Source organism: Roseateles sp. (genome assembly GCF_049240545.1).
Classification (GTDB): domain Bacteria; phylum Pseudomonadota; class Gammaproteobacteria; order Burkholderiales; family Burkholderiaceae_C; genus Paucibacter_A.
Genome location: NZ_JBMLSK010000324.1, coordinates 1 through 22233 on the forward strand (window position 1 = coordinate 1; position 22233 = coordinate 22233).

19 protein-coding genes are annotated in these 22233 nt (G+C 64.1%); 12 read left to right on the plus strand and 7 right to left on the minus strand.

Going from position 1 to position 22233, the window contains the following annotated elements:
• A partial coding sequence (locus tag ACOVRJ_RS19840; RefSeq protein WP_422045555.1) for a TolC family protein occupies window positions 1–534 on the plus strand: 534 nt, incomplete at its 5' end.
• A 15-nt stretch (window positions 535–549) separates the two neighbouring features.
• On the opposite strand, the gene ACOVRJ_RS19845 is transcribed toward ACOVRJ_RS19840, so the two are convergent.
• On the minus strand, window positions 550–1458 hold the full coding sequence (locus ACOVRJ_RS19845) for a LysR family transcriptional regulator (RefSeq protein ID WP_422045556.1): 909 nt from the start codon (window positions 1456–1458) through the stop codon (window positions 550–552).
• A 158-nt stretch (window positions 1459–1616) separates the two neighbouring features.
• On the opposite strand from ACOVRJ_RS19845, the gene ACOVRJ_RS19850 reads away from it, so the two are divergent.
• The gene (locus ACOVRJ_RS19850) at window positions 1617–2516 is read left to right on the plus strand and encodes an MBL fold metallo-hydrolase (protein WP_422045557.1); all 900 of its coding nucleotides are present in this window, start codon (window positions 1617–1619) and stop codon (window positions 2514–2516) included.
• Here the strand turns inward: ACOVRJ_RS19850 and ACOVRJ_RS19855 are convergent.
• Complete coding sequence (locus ACOVRJ_RS19855) at window positions 2491–3324, minus strand: MBL fold metallo-hydrolase (RefSeq protein ID WP_422045558.1); 834 nt, start codon at window positions 3322–3324, stop codon at window positions 2491–2493. The two genes, ACOVRJ_RS19850 and ACOVRJ_RS19855, sit on opposite strands and share 26 nt — an antisense overlap.
• 129 nt (window positions 3325–3453) lie before the next feature.
• Between ACOVRJ_RS19855 and ACOVRJ_RS19860 the strand changes: the two genes are divergently transcribed.
• Together ACOVRJ_RS19860 and gpmI are read left to right on the plus strand one after the other, a co-directional pair.
• Entirely contained in the window at window positions 3454–4434 is a 981-nt protein-coding gene (locus tag ACOVRJ_RS19860; RefSeq protein WP_422045559.1) for a GlxA family transcriptional regulator, read from the plus strand.
• 136 nt (window positions 4435–4570) lie between these two features.
• Complete coding sequence (gene gpmI / locus ACOVRJ_RS19865) at window positions 4571–6226, plus strand: 2,3-bisphosphoglycerate-independent phosphoglycerate mutase (protein ID WP_422045560.1); 1656 nt, start codon at window positions 4571–4573, stop codon at window positions 6224–6226.
• 50 nt (window positions 6227–6276) lie between these two features.
• On the opposite strand, the gene ACOVRJ_RS19870 is transcribed toward gpmI, so the two are convergent.
• Entirely contained in the window at window positions 6277–7278 is a 1002-nt protein-coding gene (locus ACOVRJ_RS19870) for a LysR family transcriptional regulator (protein WP_422045561.1), read from the minus strand.
• A 27-nt stretch (window positions 7279–7305) separates the two neighbouring features.
• Here ACOVRJ_RS19870 and ACOVRJ_RS19875 point away from each other — a divergent pair, with 27 nt between their 5' ends.
• Together ACOVRJ_RS19875 and ACOVRJ_RS19880 are read left to right on the plus strand one after the other, a co-directional pair.
• Entirely contained in the window at window positions 7306–8076 is a 771-nt protein-coding gene (locus tag ACOVRJ_RS19875) for an isochorismatase family protein (RefSeq protein WP_422045562.1), read from the plus strand.
• Window positions 8077–8140: 64 nt separating this feature from the next.
• On the plus strand, window positions 8141–8977 hold the full coding sequence (locus tag ACOVRJ_RS19880; protein ID WP_422045563.1) for a pirin family protein: 837 nt from the start codon (window positions 8141–8143) through the stop codon (window positions 8975–8977).
• Between the two features lie 19 nt (window positions 8978–8996).
• On the opposite strand, the gene ACOVRJ_RS19885 is transcribed toward ACOVRJ_RS19880, so the two are convergent.
• Window positions 8997–10049, minus strand: coding sequence for a serine hydrolase domain-containing protein (locus tag ACOVRJ_RS19885; protein ID WP_422045564.1), 1053 nt, complete (start codon window positions 10047–10049; stop codon window positions 8997–8999).
• An 848-nt stretch (window positions 10050–10897) separates the two neighbouring features.
• Between ACOVRJ_RS19885 and ACOVRJ_RS19890 the strand changes: the two genes are divergently transcribed.
• Window positions 10898–11062 (plus strand): hypothetical protein, encoded by a 165-nt coding sequence (locus tag ACOVRJ_RS19890; RefSeq protein ID WP_339595693.1) that lies wholly within the window; start codon window positions 10898–10900, stop codon window positions 11060–11062.
• A 49-nt stretch (window positions 11063–11111) separates the two neighbouring features.
• Here the strand turns inward: ACOVRJ_RS19890 and ACOVRJ_RS19895 are convergent, their stop codons facing one another.
• Window positions 11112–13958 carry a DEAD/DEAH box helicase gene (locus ACOVRJ_RS19895; protein ID WP_422045565.1) on the minus strand — a complete coding sequence of 949 codons (2847 nt, stop codon included), beginning with the start codon at window positions 13956–13958 and terminating at the stop codon, window positions 11112–11114.
• A 68-nt stretch (window positions 13959–14026) separates the two neighbouring features.
• On the opposite strand from ACOVRJ_RS19895, the gene ACOVRJ_RS19900 reads away from it, so the two are divergent.
• The 3 genes from ACOVRJ_RS19900 to ACOVRJ_RS19910 all read left to right on the plus strand — a co-directional run bounded on the left by ACOVRJ_RS19900 (window position 14027) and on the right by ACOVRJ_RS19910 (window position 16586).
• The gene (locus tag ACOVRJ_RS19900; RefSeq protein WP_422045566.1) at window positions 14027–15283 is read left to right on the plus strand and encodes a hypothetical protein; all 1257 of its coding nucleotides are present in this window, start codon (window positions 14027–14029) and stop codon (window positions 15281–15283) included.
• A gap of 135 nt (window positions 15284–15418) precedes the next feature.
• Window positions 15419–16060, plus strand: coding sequence for a hypothetical protein (locus ACOVRJ_RS19905; RefSeq protein WP_422045567.1), 642 nt, complete (start codon window positions 15419–15421; stop codon window positions 16058–16060).
• Window positions 15948–16586, plus strand: coding sequence for a tRNA-uridine aminocarboxypropyltransferase (locus ACOVRJ_RS19910; protein ID WP_422045607.1), 639 nt, complete (start codon window positions 15948–15950; stop codon window positions 16584–16586). The genes ACOVRJ_RS19905 and ACOVRJ_RS19910 overlap by 113 nt, the downstream gene beginning before the upstream one ends.
• Window positions 16587–16597: 11 nt before the next feature.
• Here ACOVRJ_RS19910 and ACOVRJ_RS19915 read toward each other — a convergent pair whose 3' ends face one another.
• On the minus strand, window positions 16598–18511 hold the full coding sequence (locus tag ACOVRJ_RS19915) for a B12-binding domain-containing radical SAM protein (protein WP_422045568.1): 1914 nt from the start codon (window positions 18509–18511) through the stop codon (window positions 16598–16600).
• Between the two features lie 62 nt (window positions 18512–18573).
• Window positions 18574–19983 carry a TIGR03790 family protein gene (locus ACOVRJ_RS19920; protein WP_422045569.1) on the minus strand — a complete coding sequence of 470 codons (1410 nt, stop codon included), beginning with the start codon at window positions 19981–19983 and terminating at the stop codon, window positions 18574–18576.
• Between the two features lie 579 nt (window positions 19984–20562).
• Between ACOVRJ_RS19920 and ACOVRJ_RS19925 the strand changes: the two genes are divergently transcribed.
• Complete coding sequence (locus ACOVRJ_RS19925; RefSeq protein WP_422045570.1) at window positions 20563–21324, plus strand: sulfite exporter TauE/SafE family protein; 762 nt, start codon at window positions 20563–20565, stop codon at window positions 21322–21324.
• 84 nt (window positions 21325–21408) lie between these two features.
• Window positions 21409–22230, plus strand: a complete 822-nt coding sequence (locus ACOVRJ_RS19930) for an HDOD domain-containing protein (protein WP_422045571.1) — start codon at window positions 21409–21411, stop codon at window positions 22228–22230.
• The last annotated feature ends 3 nt before the right edge of the window (window positions 22231–22233 follow it).

Sequence of the window (22233 nt, forward strand, 5' to 3'; positions counted from 1 at the left end):
CGCCGCCCCGATGTGCAGCGCGCCCGCGCCGGCGTTGACAGCGCTTTGGCGCAGTGGCGTGGCGCTGAGGCCGCGCGTTATCCCCGCCTGAGCCTGAATCTGGGCGTGGGCACCGGCGGCATGCAATGGACCGACTGGCTGGAACGCCCCTTGGGCACGCTGTCGGCCAATCTGATCGTGCCGCTGGTGGACTGGCGCCGCCTGGACCTGCAAGGCGCCCAGGCCCGCAACGAGGTGGAAAACGCCGCCTTGTCCTTGCGCGACACCTTGCACAAGGCCTTGGTCGAGATCGAGCAATTGGCCGCCGAGCGCCGCGAACTGCGCGCCCAGGCCCTCGCCAACCAGGCCCGCTTGAATGAGGCGCAGCAAACCGAAAAGCTGGCCGCGCTGCGCTACGAGGTGGGCGCCATCGCCCGCGCCGACTGGCTGCAAGCCCGCAACGCCCGCCTGGCCGCTGAGCAAGAGGCGATACAGCTGCGCCTGCGCCAGTGGCTCAATCAAGCGGCGCTGCACAAGGCGCTGGCCAGCGCTTGATCATTCAGGTCGGCATCAAAGCGCCCGATCCCAGGGCGCTTGGTCGCCAGCAAAGCGCGCCGCCAGAAAATCCACCAAGAGCCGCAGCGCCAGCGGCTGGTGCTGGCGCGAAAGGTAGATGGCGTGAATGCCGAAGAGCTCGGGTTCATGGTCGGGCAGCAGGCGCAGCAGGCGACCGGTGCGCAAGTCGTCGCCCAGGTAATAGGTCGGCAGCATGCCGATGCCCGCGCCGGCCAGCACGGCCTGGCGCAGCACCGCCGTCTCATTGGTGTGAAAGCGCCATTCCACCGGCACGGTGAAGCTCTGCGCGCCCTGCGTCAACCGGTACTGCCGGCCGATGCCAAAGGCGTGAGCGATGCATTGATGCTGGCGCAAGTCTTCCGCGGTGCGCGGCGCCGGGTGCCGCTCCAGATAGGCCGGTGAGGCGCACAAAACCGAGCGGCAGCGGGCCAGCGGCCGGGCAATCATGGCCGGGTCCAGGGTGTTGGTGATGCGCACCGCCAGATCGACCCGCTCGGCCACCAGATCGGTGGCTTTGTCGCCCACCGACAGCGCAATTTCCACCTGCGGGTATTGGCGCTGAAAGTCCACCAGCGCGGCGGTCAGCTGCGACTCGGCGAATGAAGCGGCGGTGGTGACGCGCAGCAAGCCAGCCGGCTCGCGATTGCGCTCGGCCGCGATGTGGCGGGCGTCTTCGGCCAAGTCCAGCAATTGCCGACAGGCCGGCAGCGCCTGCAGGCCCGCATCGGTGAGGCTGACTTTGCGGGTGGTGCGATGCAGCAGCCGCGCCTCAAACCAGTCTTCCACCGCCGCCAGATAGCGGCTGACCATGGCGGTAGACATGTCCAGATGCTCGGCAGCCTGCGTCAGGCTGCCGCGATCGGCCACCTCCACAAACACACGCACGGCGGTGAGTCGGTCCAATCTAGCCTCCTATTCCGTCGCCTTATTCCATCGATTAACGCAACAAAACGTTAACCAAAGCGGACTTTATCAATGTTTACGCAAAACCTACAGTTCATCCCATCGACAGGCCAGCACAAGCAGCCGTCGCTCAAATCAACCCACCGGAGCCTCTCACCATGTTCAAGTTCAACACTTCTCTTCGCTTTGTTTTCTCTGCCCTGACGCTGGGCGTCGTCGCTGCCGGCCCGGCGGCCGCCAACCCCACGACCACCGCCGCCCCATTGACCGTCAAGGTCTACAACGCCGAGGCGCAGAGCTTCCACGTCAATGCGGTGGTGGTCAGCGGCAAGACCGAAGCCATCGTCATCGACAGCGGCTTCACCCGCGCCGACGCGCTGCGCGTGGCCGCCCATGTGCTGGACAGCGGCAAGACGCTGAAAGCCATCTTCATCAGCAACGCCGACCCGGACTTCTACTTCGGCGCCGAAGTGCTGAAGGCCCAGTTCCCGCAAGCCCAGGTGCTCGCCACCCCCGCGGTGCGCGACAAGATCCAGGCCAAGCTGGCCGGCAAAGTGGCCTTCTGGAGCCCCAAGATGGGCGCCAACGCACCGCAAAAGCCGCTGCTGCCGGACGCCCTGCAAGGCAATAGCCTGAGCGTCGATGGTGAGGCCATCGAGGTGCGCGGCACCAGCGGTGAACTGGCGCACCGCCCCTATGTGTGGATTCCGTCCGTCAAGACCATCGCCGGCAATATCGCCATCTTCGGCAATCTGCATGTGTGGACCGCCGACACGCAAAAAGCCAGCGAGCGCAAGGCCTGGTTCGCCCAGCTGGATGAGATCGAAGCGCTGAAGCCCAGCACCGTCATCCCCGGCCATATGGCGGCCGGCACCGCGCTCGACGTCAGCGCCATCCGCTACACCCGCGAGTACCTGCAGCGCTTCGACCTCGAAGCCGCCAAGGCCAAGAACGGCGCCGAGCTGATCGAAGCGATGAAGAAAGCCTACCCGCAAGCAGGCTTGGGCATCGCACTGGACATCGGCGCCAAGGTCAACAAGGGTGAGATGCAGTGGTAAGTCGCGTTGGCCGCTGACCATCTGAGGATGGGGAGAACTGCAAGCTCTCCCCATCCTCGGGCACAGAGAGCCGGTCGGCCAAACCCGCAGCCTCAGCGGCTAGGCGCAGCTCGGCCCGCGTGACTGGGCAGTGGCTCAAGGCCTCCAGATGGTTGGCCACCACTGCGCCTCTCGCCAGGCGACAAAAAGCCAGCACCTCGGCCACATCCATGATCAGCTCCTGGCCCCAATCGAAGCGAGCACCGCCGGCCGGGATCACCGAGACATCCGGCTGATGCTCACGCACAAAGTCCTGCACCGCAGGCGTCAGCACCGTGTCGCCGGCCAAGTACACCGAGGGCTCGCCCGGCAACTCGATGAAATAGCCCACGCCATGCTCCATCAACAAGCGCACCGCCCCTTTGCCATGGGTGCAGCGCACGGTGCGAATCTGGCCGCCCAGAAAGGGCTGCGGCCGATGATGATCTTGCCTCAGGGGCTGCACATTCAGCCCGCGGCTGCGCAGATGCTCGGCGTCATGCAGCGTGCAGATCACCGGCGTTTGATGCTGCCGCAGCCAGGCCTTGCCGGCGCGGTCCAAGTGGTCGAAGTGACCTTTCTGGCAATGCGTGATCAAAGCGTGGCTAACTTCTTTTAACAGCGCATCCATTAGCCCCGGCAAGTCGCAGGTCGGGTTGCGCTCTCGCACTCCATCCAGCAGGCGCAAAGGCGGCAAGGCATGGCGCGGCGCCAACATCGGATCCACCAAGATGCAATGCTCACCGAGCTGAATCTTCAGCGTGGCGCTGCGCAGTTGGGTAATCTTCATTCGCTTCGTCCTTCATCCGTGGGGCCTGTGCGTCATTGGAGCGACTTCAGCCCTAAACTGCGAGTGTCTGAAAACCCGCCAATCGGGCGTTTTCAGACAAACTCAGTCCTATCCACCGATACCCCACCAATGCCCGACTTCACCCTGCTCGTGCTCCCCGGCAGCTACGCCAGCAGCGTGGCGGCCACGCTGGACATGCTGCGCGCTGCGGCCAGCCTGGCGCCGCGGCTGCGACTGGCGCCGCCCACCTGGCGTGTGCTCTCGCCCGACGGTGGGCCGGTGGACTTGGGCTCGGGGCTTTGGGTGGACAGCACGCCGCTGCCGCAGCGCCTGCGCCGCGATCCCGGCACCTGGGTGCTACCGGGCCTGGGCACCGAAGATGTCGAGACCTTGATGGCCGCGCTGCAGCAACCCCAAGCGCAGCGCTTGATCCAGGCCTTGAGCACCCATGCGGCGCTTGAGGGGCGCATCGCCGCCTCTTGCTCGGCCGTTTTCATGCTGCAGGCGGCCGGGCTTTTGGCGGGTCGGCAAGTCACCACCTCCTGGTGGCTGGCGCCGCAGCTGCAGCAGTTGGAGCCTCGCTGCAGAGTGGATGCCGACCGCATGATCTGCACCGACGGCCCGCTGTGCACCGCCGGTGCGGCTTTTGCGCAGGTGGACTTGATGCTGCACCTCTTTCGCCAGCAGTTCGGCGTGCCGCTGGCAGAGGCCGTTAGCCGCGTCTTGCTGATCAACGGCCGCGAGGCCCAGGCCCCCTTTATGGTGCCGGCCCTGTTGGCCAGCGGCGACGCCTTGGTCGGCCAGCTGCTGCGCCGCATTGAAGCAGGCTTGCCGCAAATACCCAGCGTGGCGGCGCTGGCGCAGCAGCTGGGCCTGTCGACTCGCACCTTGTCGCGCCGGGTGCATCAGGCCACCGGCAAAAGCACCCTGGCCCTGATTCACAGCGTGCGCCTGCAGCGGGCGCGCCTGCTGATCGAATCCAGCACCCTGAGCATCGAAGAAGTGGCCGCCCAAGTGGGCTATGAAGACGCCACCGCGCTGCGCCGGCTGATGCGCAAGCTGCAAGGGCAGGCGCCCAGCCAACTGCGCAAGAGAAGCAGCCTGGTTTAAGGACGAAGGCTGAAGGAGAGCGCCCAGCGCCCGGCAAGGAGGATGATGGGAGAATTCGCGCTCCTCGTGATTAGCGCCATTTCAGCTCCATGTGCGGCGCCGCCGCGACGTCAGCCCCCACTCTTTGCTCAGACCCATGCTGCAACAACTCTCGACATTCACTCAAGAAGCCTCCGCCATCGGCCCCGTGGTGCTGATCGTGATGGACGGCTACGGCATCTCAAAGACCGGCGCCGGCAGCGCCATCGCGGCGGCCAACAAGCCAACGCTGGACCGACTGGTGGCCCAGTACCCCAATATTCAGCTGCGCGCCCATGGCACCGCCGTGGGCATGCCCTCGGACGACGATATGGGCAACTCCGAGGTGGGACATAACGCCTTGGGCGCTGGCCAGGTCTATTCGCAGGGCGCGGCCCTGGTGGCCAACTCCATCGCCTCAAGCGAGCTTTGGCAAGGCCAGGCTTGGCAAGAAATCGTGTCAGCGGCCAAGGCCGGCAATCAGCGTATTCACTTCCTGGGCCTCTTGTCTGATGGCAATGTGCACAGCCATATCGACCACCTGAAGGCCATGGTGCTGCGCGCCAAGCAAGAAGGCATCAAGACCGTGCGGGTGCATGCCTTGATCGACGGTCGCGATGTGCCCGAGACCAGCGCGCTGGACTATGTCGTGCCCTTCGAGGCCTTTTTGGCCGAGCTGAGCACCGACGGATTCGATGCCCGCATCGCCTCCGGCGGCGGCCGCCAATCCATCACCATGGACCGTTATGACGCCAACTGGCCGATGGTGGAACGCGGTTGGAAGACCCATGTGCTGGGCCAAGGCGCGCAGTTCGCCAACGGCACCGCCGCCATCCAGGGCCTGCGCGAAAAGCACCCCGGCGTGATCGACCAAGACCTGCCCGAGTTCGTCATCGCCGAGAACGGCCAGGCCATTGGCACCATTGAAGACGGCGACGCCGTGGTGCTCTTTAACTTCCGCGGCGACCGCGCGATTGAAGCCACCCGTGCCTTTGAAGAAGGCAGTGCTTTTGACAAGTTCGATCGCCAGCGCGTGCCCAAGGTCACCTTCGCCGGCATGCTGCAATACGACGGCGACCTGAAGCTGCCCGCGCGCTTCCTGGTGGCGCCGCCGGCCATCAAGAACACCTCGGGCGAGTGGTTCAGCAAGATGGGCATCCAGCAGTTCGCCTGCTCAGAGACTCAGAAGTTCGGCCATGTCACCTACTTCTGGAACGGCAACCGCTCCAGCAAGTTTGAGGGTGAGACTTACCTCGAAGTGCCCAGCGATGTGGTGCCTTTTGAGCAGCGCCCCTGGATGAAGGCGGCCGAGATCACCGACGCCATGGTCGCCGCGCTGGAAAGCGGCAAGTACAAGGTGCTGCGCTGCAATTTCGCCAACGGCGATATGGTCGGCCACACCGGCAATCTGCGCGCCGCCACCATAGCGATCGAAGCAGTCGACCTAGCCCTGGGTCGCTTGATGAAGGCAGTGGACGCCGCCGGCGGCGTGGCCCTGATCACCGCCGACCACGGCAATGCCGACGAGATGGTCGAGCTGGACAAGAAAACCGGCCAGCCCTCGCTGAACAAAGACGGCAGCTTCAAAGCCAAGACCGCCCACACGCTCAACCCCGTGCCGCTGATCCTGTACCAAAACATCCCAGGCCTGAAGCTGGGCCTGAAGCAAACGCCAACGGCCGGCTTGTCCAATATCGCGGCGACCACGGCGAACCTGTTGGGCTTCGACAAGCATGCGGATTGGGATGAGAGTTTGTTGACCGTCGCCCAATAAGACGGCCGCACGGGCCATCCTGCAGCGCCAGCAGCAGGATGCGCCTAAGCCTAGGCTTGGTTCGCGCTCTCCAGTCGCGCTTGCAAGAGGTCGCCAAACAGGCGCACCCGGGCCGGGACAAATCGAGACACGGTCAGCAGATAGATTTCAGCGTCGGGCACGGCCCATTCAGGCAAGACCCGCACCAGCTGCCCGCGCCTCAAGGCCTCACGGCTCATCAAGTGATCCAGCACGCCAATGCCTGCGCCACGCAGAACCAGGGCCTGGACCATGGTCACGCTGCCGGCCGCAAAGCGGCTGCGTACCTCCACCTCCACGCTGGACCCAGGCCTTGGTGCGGACGCGCTCACCGGCCGGAGCCGCCAGCGCTTGTTCGCCTCGCCGGCTTTCAAAGCCACGCCCATATGCTGCGCCAGTTCCTCCGGTGAGCGCGGCTGCCCGGCCATGGCCAGGTAGTCCGGCGAAGCGTAAAGCCCGCGCCCCAAAGCCCCCAAACGCCGCGCCACCAGCGAGGAGTCCGACAAGCGACCAATGCGCACGGCGGCATCGAGGGCCTCGCTGTACAGATCCACCACCCGCGGGGTGAGGTCGAGTTCCACGGACAAGCCTTCATGTTGGCGGGTGTACGCCTCCAACACCTCCGGCAGATAGAAGGCAGCAAAGTCCGGCGAACAACTCAGGCGCAAGGTCCCCGTCGCCCACTCGCTGCCCTGTCGAATCTGCTCATGGGCCACTTGCGCTGCTTCCACCAAGGGCACACAGCGGGCGTAGTAGGCCGCGCCGCTTTCCGTCATTTCCACCCGACGGGTCGTGCGACTCAGCAGTGACAAGCCCAACGAGCGCTCCAGCGTCGAGATGCGCCGAGACAGGGTGGAGGCGGGCATGTCCAAAGCCGCAGCAGCGGCCGTGAAACTGCGCTTGCGCACCACTTCGACAAACAGCGCCATATCGCGCAAGAGATCCAAAGCCCGCCCCTTTATTGCATGGATGGAATAGTGTTCGCCATTTTCACTATTTTTCTTTGATTCATGCATCAATAAGCTGAGATCCATGTTCAACAGCCCCTTCGGAGTCAGCCCATGACCAGCGCCCATCGACGTCAATTCATCACCACCGCCGCCTTGAGCAGCGGGCTCGGCCTGGCTGCCGCCAGCGCCAGCGCCAGCACTACCGCCTCCACCAGCCCTTCACGCAAATCACCCAACGCCGCCCCTATGCCCAAGACCGTAGATCACCGCAGCTTCAAAACCGACAACACCGCTCTCATCCTGGTGGACCATCAAGTGGGCACCATTGGCTGGGCCGGCGAATTGGCTCACGAGGCCGAGCGCGAGCAGCTGAAAATGTGGGTGCGGGTGATGGCGCGCTTTGCCAAGTCAGCCGGCATGCCGGTGGTGTTGACTAGCAGCTTGGAGACCGAGGCCCAAGGCCCCTTGCTGCCCGAGTTCAAAAGCATCTTGCCCAAGGAGTACGAGCAACGCATTCAACGCACGGGCGTGATCAATGCTTGGGAAGACCCAGCCTTTGCAAAGGCTGTGCGCGCCACCGGCAAGAAGAATCTGCTGATGGCCGGCCTGACCACTGATGTCTGCTTGGTGCCGCCGGCCTTGTCGGCTGCCGAAGAGGGCTTCAATGTGGTGGCCTTGCTCGACATCTCTGCCGCTTGCACCAAGATGGCCGGCCAAAACAGCCGCGAAATCTTGCAGCGCCACGGCATCGACATCATGAGCGTCACGCCCATGATCACCAGCATGCTGGGCAACTACAAGAACCCGGCCTCGGCAGGCTTCTTCGAAGCCTTTGGCGCGGAAGGCGTGTACCAAGCCTTTGCCAAGGGCAATCTGCGTTGATCTATCGCGAGGCGGCCAGCCGCTGCGGCCCCGCGCTCCCTTTGACGTTTAAAACGTGGACCCCATGTCAAAACTGAAAACCCTCCTGCACCGCGCCACGGGCCATGCCATGGGGCCCATCCAACGTTTGATTGATCCTGGCGCCTTGGGCGAGAAGCTCAAGCCCTTCATCTTTTTGGATTTCTTCAACGCCGTCATCGAACCCGGCTTCGGCTTTGGCATGCATCCGCATTCCGGCATTGCCACGCTGACCTGGCAACCGGACACAGATGTGGCCTATGAGGACACGACCGGCCAGAAGGGCGTGTTGAAAGCCGGCGGGCTGGAATGGATGAACTCGGGCGGCGGCGCTTGGCATCAGGGCCATCTGATGGGCAGCGGCCCGGCGAAAGGCCTTCAGCTCTGGGTGGCGATGCCGCCGGGCATTGAGGATGGCCCGGCCACCGGCCACTATGTGCCGCCCGAAGCCGTGCCGCGCTTGCCCATTGCAGGCGGCCATGTGCAGGTGCTGTTGGGCGAGTTCTCAGAAGCCGGCGTCAGAGCGGCGAGCCCGATCCCGTCTCATCAGGCGATGAACTACGGGGTGCTGACCCTGGAGACCGGGGCTTCATGGAACTACCACCCGCCCGAGGATCACGACGTGGCCTGGGCTTTTGTGTTCGATGGCCAGGCACGGGTGCAAGGCCAAGACGGGAAGGGCCAGTTGCTGGTTCTGGACGGGCCAGGTGACATCCAGGTGCAGGCCTTGGGGCCGGGTGCGCGGGTGCTGATCGGCACCGCCGTTCGCCACCCTCATCCGCTGGTCATGGGCCCCAGCTCCGTGCACACGAACGCCGCATCGCTTCAGGCTGGGCACAGACGCATCCGCGACATTGCGCAAGCGTTGGGGTTCAAGCGGTAGAGCCTGCTCACTTGGGCACCTACACTTCGGCCCCGGGCCACAGGCGTTCCGCCCATGTTGTGGCGGAGGCATCAAATCCCTCGGCATTGGCCAGCACGACCAGCGCGATGCCGTCTTCAGGGCAGCGCAGCGCCAGCGAAGAGAAGGCGGCGAAGCCGCCGCCGTGAAACAAGAGCTGCCGCTGATCTTTGCGCAGGATCTCGGTGCCGAAGCGGTAGGGCTCACCGGCTGAGGCGAAGCGCAGGTCGTCTGCAATGCACAGAGCGAGCAGCGAATGGCGGCCTTGGCGGCGCCAATCGTCCAACAAGCAAGCCTCGGCGCGCAGCAGATCGTCCAGCGTCGACCACATGCCGCCATCGCCCCAACTGGCCAGGTTCACCGGCAGTTCGCGCCAACCACCGGTCGCGCTGCTGGCACTGGTTTGGTAGCTGCGAGCACGGCGCGGCAAGACGCGATGGGGGTCGTTCTCAAAACCGGTGTCGTGCAGTTGCCAAGGCTCAAAGAGGCGCTGCCGCGCGATCTCGTCCAGCGGCAAGCCGGCATCGCGCTCCAAGCAATCGGCCAAGAGCACGTAGTTGCTATTGCTGTAATCAAAGCGGCTGCCCGGCTCGAAGTCCCCGTCTTCGGTCTTGCGGATCAACTCCAAAGCCTGGGCCTGGGTGACGAGGTCGTTGTCGTCATGCCCGAGTTGCATCTGCCAGAGGTAGAGATAGTCATCGACACCGCTGGTGTGGCGCAGCAAGTGGCCAAGACGCACAGGATGCTCGTAGCTGGCGAGCGCAGGCAGCAGCGCACGCATATCGGCGTCCAGCGCGATCCGGCCAGCCGCAACCGCCTGCATCACCAACGCCCCGACCCAAAACTTGGACTCCGATGCGAGGTAGAAGCGGGTGTCGCCTGCGAGCGGCTGCGGCCACTCCAAATGCGCCAAGCCGTGATGCGCGGTACGGACGGTTTGGCCTTCTATCGAAAGGCCGATACAAAAGCCGGGGCCTAAGGGATCGTGCTGTTCACGCAGCGTGGCGATGGCGGCGTCGAAGCGATCAAGGAGAAGTGGGGCATCAAGACTCATGGCGGCAGCATACGGGCTTGGGCCACTAGCTTGGGCAGGGCGAAGCGGAAGTCGATGCGGCAACAGCATGCATGTCACTCTTGGGTCTCAGCCTCACGCTGTGAGTTGCCAACGGCTACGTCATCCGCTCCCGAGCAGGAGCCTGTCATTCAAACCCGCAGAGCGAGTAGATGCGAAGTGCCCGGAGTGGACTGTTGGCTTTATGCGTGAGGCACGGCCCCGGTGGGCCGACTGCCTTGCGCTGCTCGCAACTTGGGGCCGGCTCCGAACTCGCTTCGCTCTAACAAGTGCCGCCAAGTCAGTAGTCGAAGCGCGCTGCGCGCGCCTGACCCGCTCCGCTACGCCCTCGGCCGGGCACAAATCGCCCGTCGGCGGGCCGGGCCACCTTCGGGTTTGTGTTTCGCCATCGACGAGAACGCCAAGCGCCTTCCATACAAGAGCACTGCCGCCCGGGCACTTGCCGGGCGATTTGTGAGGGGCCGAGCAGCACAGCAGCTTGGGACGCGCGCGCAGCGCACTTCAACTACTGACTTGGCGCAGCATGTTTGAACGAAACGAGCGCAGCGAGTGGAGAGAGTTCTGCGCCGGTCCCAAGCTGCGAGCAGCGCAGTGTAGTCGGCACGCAGCGCCGATCCCCGAGCCATGAGCCTGGCGGCTGTCCGGGCGGCAGTGCCCACCAAGCCAAACCCAAGGGCAACTCTGTGCCGAAGCCGCGATCAGCAACACGCCCGATGGCCAAAAAAACTTTGCTGCCTTGTCAACCAGGCTGAAACCGCCTGCGTTGTCACTGCAAACGGAGCGGGATTGTTGGAATCTCCCCGTCGTAGTAACCGAGGCCAGAAACAGCCATGAAAACGCAGCAGCATTCTTCCGAACCCCAGCCCCGTCGCATGCCTTGCCCCGAGTGGCAGGCCGACAACAAGGGTCGTAAGCACGAAGCTTTTGAAGCCGGCAACTTCGGCAGCGACCGCCGCAGCGTGGCCCGCGCCATCCGCTTCGACCGCAAGCGTTGAGAATTTGCACCGTCATGGTGCAAAAACCTAGGGCCGCTGGCGCGACACACTAGCTCGCCAGCGGTGCCAATAGCAAATCCAGGTCTTGGGCCGTGAATTTGCTGGCATCGGCAGCATCACTGCCCAACACCCCTTCCGCCAGCGCCAGTTTGCGCGCTTGCAACTCCAGCATCCGTTCCTCGATGCTGCCGGCCACCACCAGTTTGTAGACAAACACCGGTTTGTCCTGGCCGATGCGGTGCGCCCGCGCGCTGGCTTGAGCCTCCACGGCCGGGTTCCACCAGGGGTCGACATGGATCACCGTGTCGGCCGCCGTCAGGTTCAGCCCCACCCCGCCTGCCTTCAGGCTGATCAGCATCAAGGGCAGCTCTTGCGCTTGGAAACGCCGCACGATCTCGGCCCGCGTCGCCACCGGCGTGGCGCCGCTGAGTGTCAGCCAGGGCAGACCCAGACGCTGCAACTCATCCTCGATCAGCCCCAGCATCTCGGTGAACTGCGAAAACACCAGCACCCGCCGCCCCTCGGCGAGCAGCTCGGGCAGCATCTCGCGCAACAGTTCCAGCTTGGCGCGCTCCATTTCGGGCGGCAGATCCATGCCTTTCAGCAAGCCGGGGTCGCAGCAGACTTGCCGCAGCTTCAGCAAGGCGTCCAAGACCGAGACCTGCGCCCCGCCAAAGCCACGCCGTTCCAGCACGCGGCGCACCTGCTTGTCGGCCGCCACCCGCACGCTTTCGTACAAATCGCGTTGCTGACCATAGAGCTGAACTCGTCGGGTCACGGTGCTGAGCGCCGGCAACTCGGTCGCCACCTCCTCCTTGCGCCGCCGCAGGATGAAGGGCCGCACCCGCTGCTGCAGCAGTTGCGCCCTCAGCGTTTCACCGTTTTCTTCGATGGGCTTGCGCCAGAGCCGGGCAAAGCTGCGTGCGTCGCCCAAAAAACCGGGCATCAAGAAGTCGAACTGCGCCCACAACTCGCCCAGATGGTTCTCCAGCGGCGTGCCGGTCAGGCAGAGGCGATGGCGGGCATGCAACTTGCGCACCGCGGCGGCGGCGCGGCTGCCGGCGTTCTTGACCGTTTGCGCTTCGTCCAGGATCAAAAGATGCCAAGGCTGCGCCGTCAAGACGGCGGCATCGCGCCAAAGCAAGGGGTAGGTGCTCAGCACCAGGTCGTAGTCGGCCAAGTGCGAAAAATGCTGCGCGCGCTCCTGCCCTTGCAGCAGCAAGACGCGTAGGTCCGGCGCAATGCGCTGGGCCTCGGCCTGCCAGTTGAACAGCAGCGAGGTGGGCAAGACTGCCAGCGCCGGTCGGTCGAGCCGGCCGGCTTGTTTTTCCAGCAGCAGGTGGGCCAAGGCCTGCGCGGTTTTGCCCAGGCCCATATCGTCGGCCAAGATGCCGGCCAGGCCCTGCTCGCGCAGGTATTGCAGCCAAGCCAACCCCCCCAGCTGATAGGGCCGCAGCGTTAGGCCCAGTGCTGCGGGCTGCGCTTGCGCTCGCGGTGAGCCGGCGGCGCGCAGACGCTGGGCCATCAGGCGCAGATCGGCGTCGCCATGGATTTGCCAGCCGGCGCGAGCGTCCAGTCCATCGAGTCGACAGACATCCCAGTCACTCAACGGCAGCGGACCCTCGCGGCGCTTGGGGTCGCTCAGCAGATCGACCATGGCCGCCACGATGGGCTTGAGCGTGGCCGCCGGGGCTTCGATGCGGCGCCCGCCGGGTGCGTGCAGCAGGATGATGGCCGCGTCGTCGATGGCGGCGATGGCCTCTGCGTCCAGCCAGCGGCCATCGCGGCGCAGCAGATCGGCAATCATGGGCGCCAAGTCCAGCGACTCACCCTCGATCTCCACGCCCAGCGTCAAAAGCCAAGAGCCTTCGCGCGCCGGCAGGCTCAGGCGCTGAATCTGGATGCGCCAGGCTTCGGCTGCCACCGGGCGGTGGGCAAAGCCCGCTTGCGCCACCACCGCCCAGCCCTGAGCTTCCAGCTCCGGCACGCGCTGCAGCCAGAACTCGGCAAAGAAGTCTTCTTGCAAGAGCGTCCAGGGCGGCTCCAGCCCGGCGGCCAGATGAGGCGCTCGCCATTGCAGTAAATCCGGGTCCAGCGGCAACAGGCCCGAACTCCAAAGCTGATCGCGCGCTTCGGCCTCGGCGGGCAGGTTGCGGGCCAGCAGGCGAGAACCCAGCGCTTGCGTCAAGGGCGGGCGACTGTTCAAAAGCGTGCGTGGCGCCGGCGTGCTCCAGCAAATGCCGCTGCCATCGGCATAGGTCCAGTCGACCAGGGCGATGGTGACGGCATCGCCGCGCGGACCCAGCTTGCCGCCGGGGACCAAACCCAGCAGGCCGTCGCCTCGGCTCAGGGTGCGCAGTGTCAAGCGCGGGCGAAAACGCAAGGCTTCGCCCTGCGGCGCTGGGGCTGGTGCGGGTTTGGGTAGAGCTGCGGGCGGTGGCGCGGCGTCATCCAGCAAGAGGTCCATCAGCTTGGCGGCATCGGCCTCGGGCAGGCGCGGCAGCGCCTTCAACTCCTCGCGTCCGGCTTTGCGGCGCAAGGCCTCGACCCAGCGCTGCAGGGTATGGGCGCGCAGCGGTGCATCGGCCTCGGTCTGCAGCTTGAGCATGACGGCGGCGGCATGCTCGCAAAAGCGCCGGGTGGGGCAGCTGCACAGCGCGCTGTAGTGCGGCTGGCCGTCGCTGCCGGTCATGCCTTGCAAAGCCAATTCAAAAAGCTGTTCGCTATTGCCCTGCACCCGAGCGCTGGCGCCATGGGTGTCTGCCTGCAGGTCTTGGATGCGGGCTTGCAGCAGGCGGCCGCGCTGCAGGCGGTGCTTGTCGAACAGGCGGGCCAAGGTCTCCTCGGTGGGAGGCCAGATCCTTGGCGCAGCGGGCGGTGCAGGGGCGGCAGACATGGCCGGCATTGTCTGTCCTGGGCACTGCCTCGCCAGCGCTTCGGCGCTTTGCTGGCAGACTGCGAGGCATGAGACTTGTGGCGATCGGGCGTTGGGCCTTGTTTTTTCTTTTGGGTGTGATGCTGGCACTGGGGCTGTGCGTCGCCTTGAGCTTGCAGCGCACGCCTTTGCTCGCGATGGCGGCCGACTTGCTTCCGGCCGATGTGCAACAGGCCAAGGACTTTGTACGCCGCAATGATCCGCGCAAGCGGGACGAGGGTGTGCAACGGGTTTTGAGCGTCGGTCAAAAGGATCTGAATCTCTTGATTGGCCAGGCCGCGCGCGTCTATGGGCGGGGTGCGGCACGCATGCAGCTGCAGCCTGGCCAAGCCCTCTTGCTGGCCAGTTGGTCCCTGCCGCGCCTGGGCCTGTGGCTCAATGTGGAGGCGGAGTTGCTCGAAGCGCCGGGCCTGCCCGTTTTCAAACGCCTGCGGGTTGGCCATTTGCCTGTGCCGGCCTGGCTGGCGAATCGGGTCTTGAGGTATGGGCTGGAGCGGATGCCGGCCAGCCCCGAACTGCAACTGCCGCTCGAACTGGTGGAGCACATCGGTTTTGGTGCTGAGCTGATGCATGTCCGTTATCGCTGGCAAGAAGACAGCATGGCGCGGGTGTTGTCATCGCTTTGGCCGGCCGCTGAGCAGCAGCGGGCTCAGGCCTATCAAGATCATTTGGCGCGTTGGGTGCAAACCTTGCCGCCGGGGCAGCCGGTGTCCTTGGCGACGGTGATGCCGGCGATGTTCATGCTGGCACAACAGCGCAGCGCCGGTCTGGGCACCCAGGCGGCGGCCGAGAACCGGGCGGCCGTGCTGACCTTGGCGCTTTATGGTGTCGGCGAAAGCTGGGCTCGCTTGATGCCTGTGGCTCAGACCTGGGTCCGCCCGGCGCCGCTGCAGCTGACTTTGAACGGGCGAGAAGACTTCGCCTTGCATTTCTTGATCTCCGCAGCCTTGGCCATGGAAGGCGGCGGGCCCTTCGCAGATGCGATTGGCGTTTACAAGGAGCTGTCGGATTCGCGCGGCGGCAGCGGCTTCAGCTTCAACGATATTGCGGCCGACCGAGCGGGCACCCGCTTTGGCTTGTTCGCCGAACAGGCGCCAGAGCGCTTGCAAGCCCTGATGAGTCAAGGCCAGCCGGAATCGGCTTTCATGCCGAACGTGGCCGATCTGCCGGAGTTCTTGAGCGAGCGCGAATTCCTGAAGCGCTATGGCGGTCTTGAGGGGTCAGCGTATCGGCAAATGATGTTGAACATTGAAGCCCGGCTGGATGCCTTGGCATTGGGCAACTGAAGCCACCTACCCCCTGAATGCGTGTGGTTTTGACGGCTTGAGCCCCCCGACACCGGGGCCCCTGCGTGATTCATTCGGCTCATGCCTCGCAGAAAATCGGGTGCATACTCCCTCTCGACAGGACGTCGCCCTCTCATGATCAGCACTCGACGCGCTTGGGCCCTGTGTTCCGGCATCTTGCTTTACTTGGTCGCTTGGTCTTTAGCTTGGCTATTGGCCGAACTGCGCTTGCCCACTGAGCTGTTTCCGCATGCGCTGGTCAGCCGCGGCAGCACCCAGGCGATCCTTATCGAAGCAGGGCTGATCGCCTTGTTGCTGCTGGCGCTGGCCTTGTGTTGGAGCTATCTCACGGTGCGTTCGCCCAAGCGGGGGCGTCGCCCGACGGTGGCTTGGTTTCTGAGCGGGCTTGCTGCCGCTTGGTTTGTCGGTTTGATCTGGGGTGTGTTCAATTTGTCGGGGCGCGAGAGTTCGGTCGAGCTGCCCTTGCCGGTGCTGCTGTTCTCGGCCAATGAGCCGCCGCTGTGGGGTTTGTTCAATATGCTGGCCGTGTTGCTGGGTGTGCGGCTGGCCGCCGTCTGGGCGGCAGCTCACTACCGCAAGCTGGGTGGCGGGACGGCTGGTGGTGCGAGTCGCCGTGCCATGATGCGGTCCCATGAGCCCCGTCTTGAACAGTCCCCAGATAGCGAAGACAGCGACTGGGCCGACACGCGCCCGGTGCCTGAGCTGCGAACGCCCGCTCAGGGCCTGCATCTGCCGATGGGTCAGACCGGTCGATAACCGGGTCGAGCTGCTGGTGCTGCAGCATCCGCTGGAGCAGCATCACAGCAAGGGCACGGCGCGGCTTTTGCAACTCTCCATGACGCATTGCCAAGTTTGGGTGGGCGAGCAGTTCGAGCCCGCCTTGCTGGCCCAAGCCTTGGCTGCGCCGGGGATTGGCGGGGCGACCTGTTTGCTTTATCCGCCGGATGCGCAAGCAGAAGAACCGCCAGCTTTGGCGGCGCATCTTGAAGCCGACAGCCCGCGCTGCAGCCGTTTGGTCGTGCTGGACGCCACCTGGCGCAAGAGCCGCAAGATGCTGCATCTGAACCCGGCCTTGCTTCAGCTGCCACGGCTCTCGCTCAACCCGACCGGGCCTTCCCGCTATGCCATCCGAAAGGCACATCAGCCGGATCAGCTGTCGACGCTGGAGGCCGCCGTGATGGCCTTGCAACAGTTGGAGGGGCACTCCCCGCAACTGGATGCACTGCTCACCGGCTTCGAGGGCTTTGTGGCTCAGCAAGCGCTGAAATCTGGGGCCTGCTGAGCGCTTCAGCCTCAGCCTTGGGTGGCCAAGGCTCGCGCAATGCGGTGGCGCGCCACCGTGGTCTTGGGCACCTTGAAGGGGAACCAAGTGCGCACATCTTCTTCCAGGCCGATGCCATGCATGTAGTTGTAGATGGCTTTCTTCAAGGCCAGGCCGAGTCGGTCATGGTCGACCCCTGTCGGGTCGATAAAGCCCACATCGTTCTTGGCAAAGCTGACCGGCGGCAGCGGCCGCAGCGTCACGCCATAGGCCTCGGGCTCACGCCCCACCGGTGAATGCACGGTGCAGGCGAAGCGGTGGAAAAAGCCGCTCTGGATGCAGCCCTGCTCGAACAGCTGGCGCACGTACTCGAGCGCGTCGACGGTGTCTTGCACCGTCTGGGTCGGGAAGCCGTACATCAGGTAGGCATGCACCAAAATGCCCGAGTCGGTGAAGGCCTTGGTGACGCGCGCCACCTGCTCGACCGACACGCCCTTCTTCATCAGATTCAGCAAACGATCGGAGGCGACTTCCAAGCCGCCGGAGATGGCGATGCAGCCGCTGTCGGCCAGCTGCTGGCAGAGATCGGGGCTGAAGGACTTCTCAAAGCGGATATTGCCCCACCAGCTGATGCTGGTCTGGCGCGCCTGCAACTCGGCGGCCAGCGCCTTCAAGGCCTTGGGCGGCGCGGCTTCGTCGACGAAGTGAAAGCCGGTCTGGCCGGTTTCGGCCACGATGGCTTCGATGCGGTCCACCAGTGTGGCCGCGGAGGCTCCCTCATACCGGGAGATGTAGTCCAGCGAGACATCGCAGAAGCTGCACTTCTTCCAGTAACAGCCATGCGCCACGGTCAGCTTGTTCCAGCGCCCGTCCGACCAAAGCCGGTTCATCGGGTTCAGCATGTCCAGCAGCGACAGATAGCGATCCAGGGGCAGACCGTCCCAGGTCGGGGTGCCCACCTCGGCAAAGGCAATGTCAGGCTCGACGAAGTTGATGTAGCGCACCTGGCCTTCTTCGCGCACAAAAGTGCGCACCAGGCGCTGGCGGGAGCGCTTGCCCTGCAGGTGTTCCAGCAGCGCCAAGAGCGGGCGCTCGCCGGCATCCAAGGTCAGATAGTCAAAGTAGTCGAACACACGCGGCTCGCTCAGCTCGCGCAACTCGGTGTTGACGAAGCCGCCGCCCAGGGCGATGACGATGTCGGGGTGCGCCGCCTTGACCGCTTGAGCGATGCGGAAGGCTGCATAGACGGCACCGGGGAATGGCACCGACACCAGCAAGAGCCGCGGTTGATGCTTGGCCACCGCTGCCAAGGTCAGCTCACGCAGGGTTTCATCGACCAGATTCAGCGGCGCCGCCAGCGCCTCGGCCAGCGGTTCAAAAGTCGGCTGGCTGGTGGACAAAGACTCGGCGTAGCGCACGAACTCGAAACGAGGGTCGACGGCGTCGCGCAGCACATCGGCCAAATCGTTCAGGTACAACGTGGCGAGGTGACGAGCCCGGTCTTGCAGACCCAAAGCGCCAAAAGCCCAAGCCAGCGGGTCGCCGCCGTCCTCGTCGATATAGACATCGAGCGACTCAAAGCGCTTGCCCTCGGGCAGGAAGTTGCGGCCGCAGATGCGCTGCGCCAGCGTGGAGTCGCCCCCCTGCAAAAACGTGATGACCGGCTTGATGGTGGCCAAGTAGCGCTCGTACAAGGCCTCGAAGTTCTGCACCTGGGCCGAGCGCTTTTGGGGTGCTTGGGCTTCGATGCGAGCATGCAGGGCTTGCAGGCCTTCGCGGCTGAACAGGCGCAGCATCAAGGCCAGGGCCAGGTCTTCTTGGACCGCGTCCACCCCGCGTGAGCGCAAAAAGCCGGTGATATAGGCCGTGGACGGATAGGGCGTGTTGAGCTGCGTCATCGGAGGGATGACAGACAGCACGCGGAAAGCGGGAGTTTGGGGAGACATGTGCGGCGCCTGGATGGGCTTGCATTTTGCCAGCGCGCGCCGCTTTCAGTCCTGCGTCGGCGTCAAGGGCTTTCGCTGAGCGTGCACTGCAGGCTGTTGTTGTTTGGGCAGGGGCCGCGCCAGCGCAGCTGGGTGGCGGTGGCCGGTGGCAAGGGCGCGTTCAGAGTTTGTGCCCCGGCCGAGGGAATCGTGAAGTTGGCCAAGCTGGTCCAGCTGCCCGTTGGGCCGGTGCGGAATTCCAAGGAGTAATTGCTATTGGGGCGCAGGGACCGAGTCTTGATCAGGTATTGGCTGCCTTCCAGCGTGAAGCTCGCGCTGTCTTTGAAGGGCTGGGCCAAGGGCTCCCCGACAAAGAGGCCCTGGCCCGGCCATTGCACCGACTTCCAATAGGCCTCGATGACGCTGTCGCCGCGGTAGTAATGCTCGATCAAGACACTGGCTCTTGAGAACTTCTGCTGATAGTTACAGGGCTCCTCGACGGTGCCGTAACTCGCGGTCGCACCGGCGTCCAGCCAGTCGGTAATCGGCATCTGCCCCCCGCCCGTGGGCAGCATGCCACCGAAGGAGGTCAGGTGATCCGCGACGGCGCCGGGCACGAAGCTATTGCTGCTCAAGCTCGGCACCACGGCCTTGCCGGTGAAATAAAACAGCACATCGGTCTTGCCGACGATGGCGTCGCTGGCAGCACCGGCCGAATTGTCGATGGCGTTCAGTTGCAGCCGCCCGGCCCAACTGGCGGGCAAGCCGGTGTAATCCACATAGCGGACGCTGCGGGCAGCGTCGCTGGTGCGCAGCAAATAGCCGCTGCCACTGGGTTGACTGCCGTCGGCGCGCACGCCGCGGTCAATCAGGCTGCGTGCCGCTTCCAGGCTGCGTGCGCCCAACATCATGGACGGGCGGAATTTGTGGTCCACCCAAGGCTTGTTCGATTCGGTGTCGTAATAGGGCGAAGAACTGGTGCTCGCACAACCACCGCAGTACTTGGCGTCATAGCCAAAGGCCAGAGCGCTGGTGATGCTCATGGTGCAGGTGCCGACCACGCGGGCCGGTGAATTCCAGGTCAGCAAGGTGGCCTGCACGCCGGCCGGCAGTTTGGCGTCCACCTCGGCCTTCAGGGCGATGAAGTCGCTGGCGGCGATGGTTTCGGCGCTGGTGTTGAGCTTGACGCGAATGATGTTGGCGGCCGGCACGCCACGCGCGGCTTGGTAGTAGGCGGCCGTCGCTTCCGACAGGGCGTCTCCATCGGCCACGATGATGCCCAGGTCTTGCGCGCTCAGACCTGCGCGCGGCAGGCTCAAGCCGAAGGTGCTGCTGGCGCTGCCCACCGGGGTTGGCGTGGGTGCTGGTGCACTCGCGTTGCCACCACCTCCGCCGCCACAGCCGCCCAAAACGGCAAGCAGACTCAGGCTTCCCAGGACTTGCCAGACCGGGCGGTTCAACTGTTGGCTCAGCCAGCGCATCGATGTCTTCATGACCAGGATTGTTCCCTGCGCGCCGTTCCGGCAAAGCGCAAGATAGCCGACGAGGTCTGCTCTTTTCACATTCACGTCACAGTGGCCGCAGGACTTGCTGAGCCGCAAACGCGCCTTGCTCTTCATGATTTCGTTGAGGAAGTTGGCGAAAACCCAACATTTCTCACGCGGCCTCAGCGGAGAAAAAGACCCGAAATGATGCATTTTTCCGCTCTTGCGGAGTTGCAGACCAATCGAAGCCGGATTCATCATTTCAAAGGCAATTCAAGATGTGAGCGCAAGCAAACATCCCCTGCCCGGTGCATTGACGCAGTGATAACCCCAAGTGTGTGCACTCGGCCCAAGGTCTACATTCGCCAGCACTCGATGTATCTGTTGCGCGCTTTGCGAGCACAGATACTTGGGCGGCGTGAGGAGACAAACTCAGCCAAGCAGCGCGAAGAAGAAAGTGACACTGTCACAATGAACGGGCACTCAAGTGATTTGAGTGCCCGTTTTTTTTGCAGCCTCGATTGGGGCTGAGCCAGAAGCGCTGGCTGAGAAGCTGCCTTTTCGTTCTCTTTGTGATGGCCTCGCCGCATGCTTGAAATCCTGACCGTCGCCCTGGCCTCCCTCATGGCGGGCTTTATTGATGCCGTGGTCGGCGGCGGCGGTCTGATCTTGGTCCCGGCTTTGTTCGGCGTTTTTCCGCAAGCCGCTCCGGCGACTTTGTTTGGCACCAACAAGGGGGCTTCGATCTGGGGCACGGCTTGGGCGAGTGGTCAATACGCCCGACGCGTCTCTCTCAACTGGTGGGCACTGTTGCCGGCTGCGGGGGTTGCCTTGCTGGGCAGCTTTGCTGGAGCCTGGACGGTGACTTTGGTCAGTGCTGAATTCCTGCGCAAAGCCTTGCCCTTGATCTTGCTGCTGGTCTTGGTCTACACCTTGTTGCGCAAAGATATGGGCCGCCATCATGCGCCGCGATTCAGCGGGAGGGCCGAAACCTTGGTAGCCGCAGCGATTGGTTTGGTGATTGGCTTTTACGACGGCTTCTTTGGACCCGGGACGGGGAGCTTTTTTGTTTTTCTGTTCGTGCGCTTGCTGGGCTACGATTTTCTGCATGCCTCGGCGACCTCCAAGCTGATGAATACCGCCACCAATGCCGCAGCGCTCACTTTGTTTGCCTTCAAGGGGCATGTGTGGTGGCATCTGGCCGCGGTGATGGCCGTCACCAATGTGCTGGGGAGCTTGGTCGGAACGCGGGTGGCTTTGGCCCGAGGCGCGGGTTTCGTGCGCGGGATGTTCATCGTGGTGGTCAGTGCCTTGATCCTCAAGACAGCCTGGGATGCCTTTCTGCGTTGAAGTCTTCAGCTTGGGGGGGGCGCCAGCGCTGTTTGTGAGGCAAGCTTGCCCTAAGATCAGCTTTGTTCTTGGAGGCCGACCACCATGCCCGTTGATCCGACGCTGCGCTCACTCGATATTGAAATCCCGACCCAGCCTGAAGTGCTGGTCAAGCTTTCGCTGCTGATGGCGGAAGAAGATATTGATCTCTTGGCCATGTCGTCCCTGGTGGAGACTGATATGGCGCTGGCCGCAGCGGTCATGAAGGCGGTCAACTCTTCTCTTTATGGTTTGCGGGGCCGTGTTCAAACCGTGCATCAGGCGCTGACCTATTTGGGCATGCGTGAGGTGGCGGCCATCACGTTCGAGATGGGCTTGCGCGCTGCGTTCCCGGCTGCGACCGAACTGGAGCCGGTGTGGAAGCGTGCCTCTGAGCGTGGCTTGCTGATGGGCCGCATGGGGCAGATGCTGGGTGTCGATCCCTGGGCCGCACACTCGGCAGGCTTGTTTGAAGAATGCGGCAAAGCGGTCTTGTATCGTCATGCGCCGGCGCATTACCCCGCCATGTTGCGTGCCGCGGCCAGCGATGTGGAGTTGGTTCAGTTGGAGCACACAGCCTTTGGTGTGAGTCATGATGCGCTGGGTTCCGCCTTGTGCGAGAGCTGGGGTTTGGCACCGGCGGCCGTGGCCAGCGTGCGTCATCACGTTGAAGTCCAAGCGGGCTTGCAGATGCCCGAGAGTCTGCAGCGTCGAGGGGTGAGTGCGATTTCGACCATTGCCTGGGCCCTGTTGACTTGCCCAGAGCAACTGGATGAGGTGGCGCGTGAAATCGCGCCCCAGGCCTCACTCGATGAGGCTTTGGTCTTGCGCGCCGCGCGGCGCGTCAGCGATCAAATGAAGCAAGCGCAAGAGCACGATCGGGGATGAGCG

Bases quoted from the DNA above. Each gene is read 5' to 3' on its own strand.
- ACOVRJ_RS19850 (WP_422045557.1), top strand. From the start codon at position 1,617: ATGTTCAAGTTCAACACTTCTCTTCGCTTTGTTTTCTCTGCCCTGACG.
- ACOVRJ_RS19855 (WP_422045558.1), bottom strand. From the start codon at position 3,324: ATGAAGATTACCCAACTGCGCAGCGCCACGCTGAAGATTCAGCTCGGT.
- ACOVRJ_RS19860 (WP_422045559.1), top strand. From the start codon at position 3,454: ATGCCCGACTTCACCCTGCTCGTGCTCCCCGGCAGCTACGCCAGCAGC.
- gpmI (WP_422045560.1), top strand. From the start codon at position 4,571: ATGCTGCAACAACTCTCGACATTCACTCAAGAAGCCTCCGCCATCGGC.
- ACOVRJ_RS19870 (WP_422045561.1), bottom strand. From the start codon at position 7,278: ATGGATCTCAGCTTATTGATGCATGAATCAAAGAAAAATAGTGAAAAT.
- ACOVRJ_RS19875 (WP_422045562.1), top strand. From the start codon at position 7,306: ATGACCAGCGCCCATCGACGTCAATTCATCACCACCGCCGCCTTGAGC.
- ACOVRJ_RS19880 (WP_422045563.1), top strand. From the start codon at position 8,141: ATGTCAAAACTGAAAACCCTCCTGCACCGCGCCACGGGCCATGCCATG.
- ACOVRJ_RS19885 (WP_422045564.1), bottom strand. From the start codon at position 10,049: ATGAGTCTTGATGCCCCACTTCTCCTTGATCGCTTCGACGCCGCCATC.
- ACOVRJ_RS19890 (WP_339595693.1), top strand. From the start codon at position 10,898: ATGAAAACGCAGCAGCATTCTTCCGAACCCCAGCCCCGTCGCATGCCT.
- ACOVRJ_RS19895 (WP_422045565.1), bottom strand. From the start codon at position 13,958: ATGTCTGCCGCCCCTGCACCGCCCGCTGCGCCAAGGATCTGGCCTCCC.
- ACOVRJ_RS19900 (WP_422045566.1), top strand. From the start codon at position 14,027: ATGAGACTTGTGGCGATCGGGCGTTGGGCCTTGTTTTTTCTTTTGGGT.
- ACOVRJ_RS19905 (WP_422045567.1), top strand. From the start codon at position 15,419: ATGATCAGCACTCGACGCGCTTGGGCCCTGTGTTCCGGCATCTTGCTT.
- ACOVRJ_RS19915 (WP_422045568.1), bottom strand. From the start codon at position 18,511: ATGTCTCCCCAAACTCCCGCTTTCCGCGTGCTGTCTGTCATCCCTCCG.
- ACOVRJ_RS19920 (WP_422045569.1), bottom strand. From the start codon at position 19,983: ATGAAGACATCGATGCGCTGGCTGAGCCAACAGTTGAACCGCCCGGTC.
- ACOVRJ_RS19925 (WP_422045570.1), top strand. From the start codon at position 20,563: ATGCTTGAAATCCTGACCGTCGCCCTGGCCTCCCTCATGGCGGGCTTT.
- ACOVRJ_RS19930 (WP_422045571.1), top strand. From the start codon at position 21,409: ATGCCCGTTGATCCGACGCTGCGCTCACTCGATATTGAAATCCCGACC.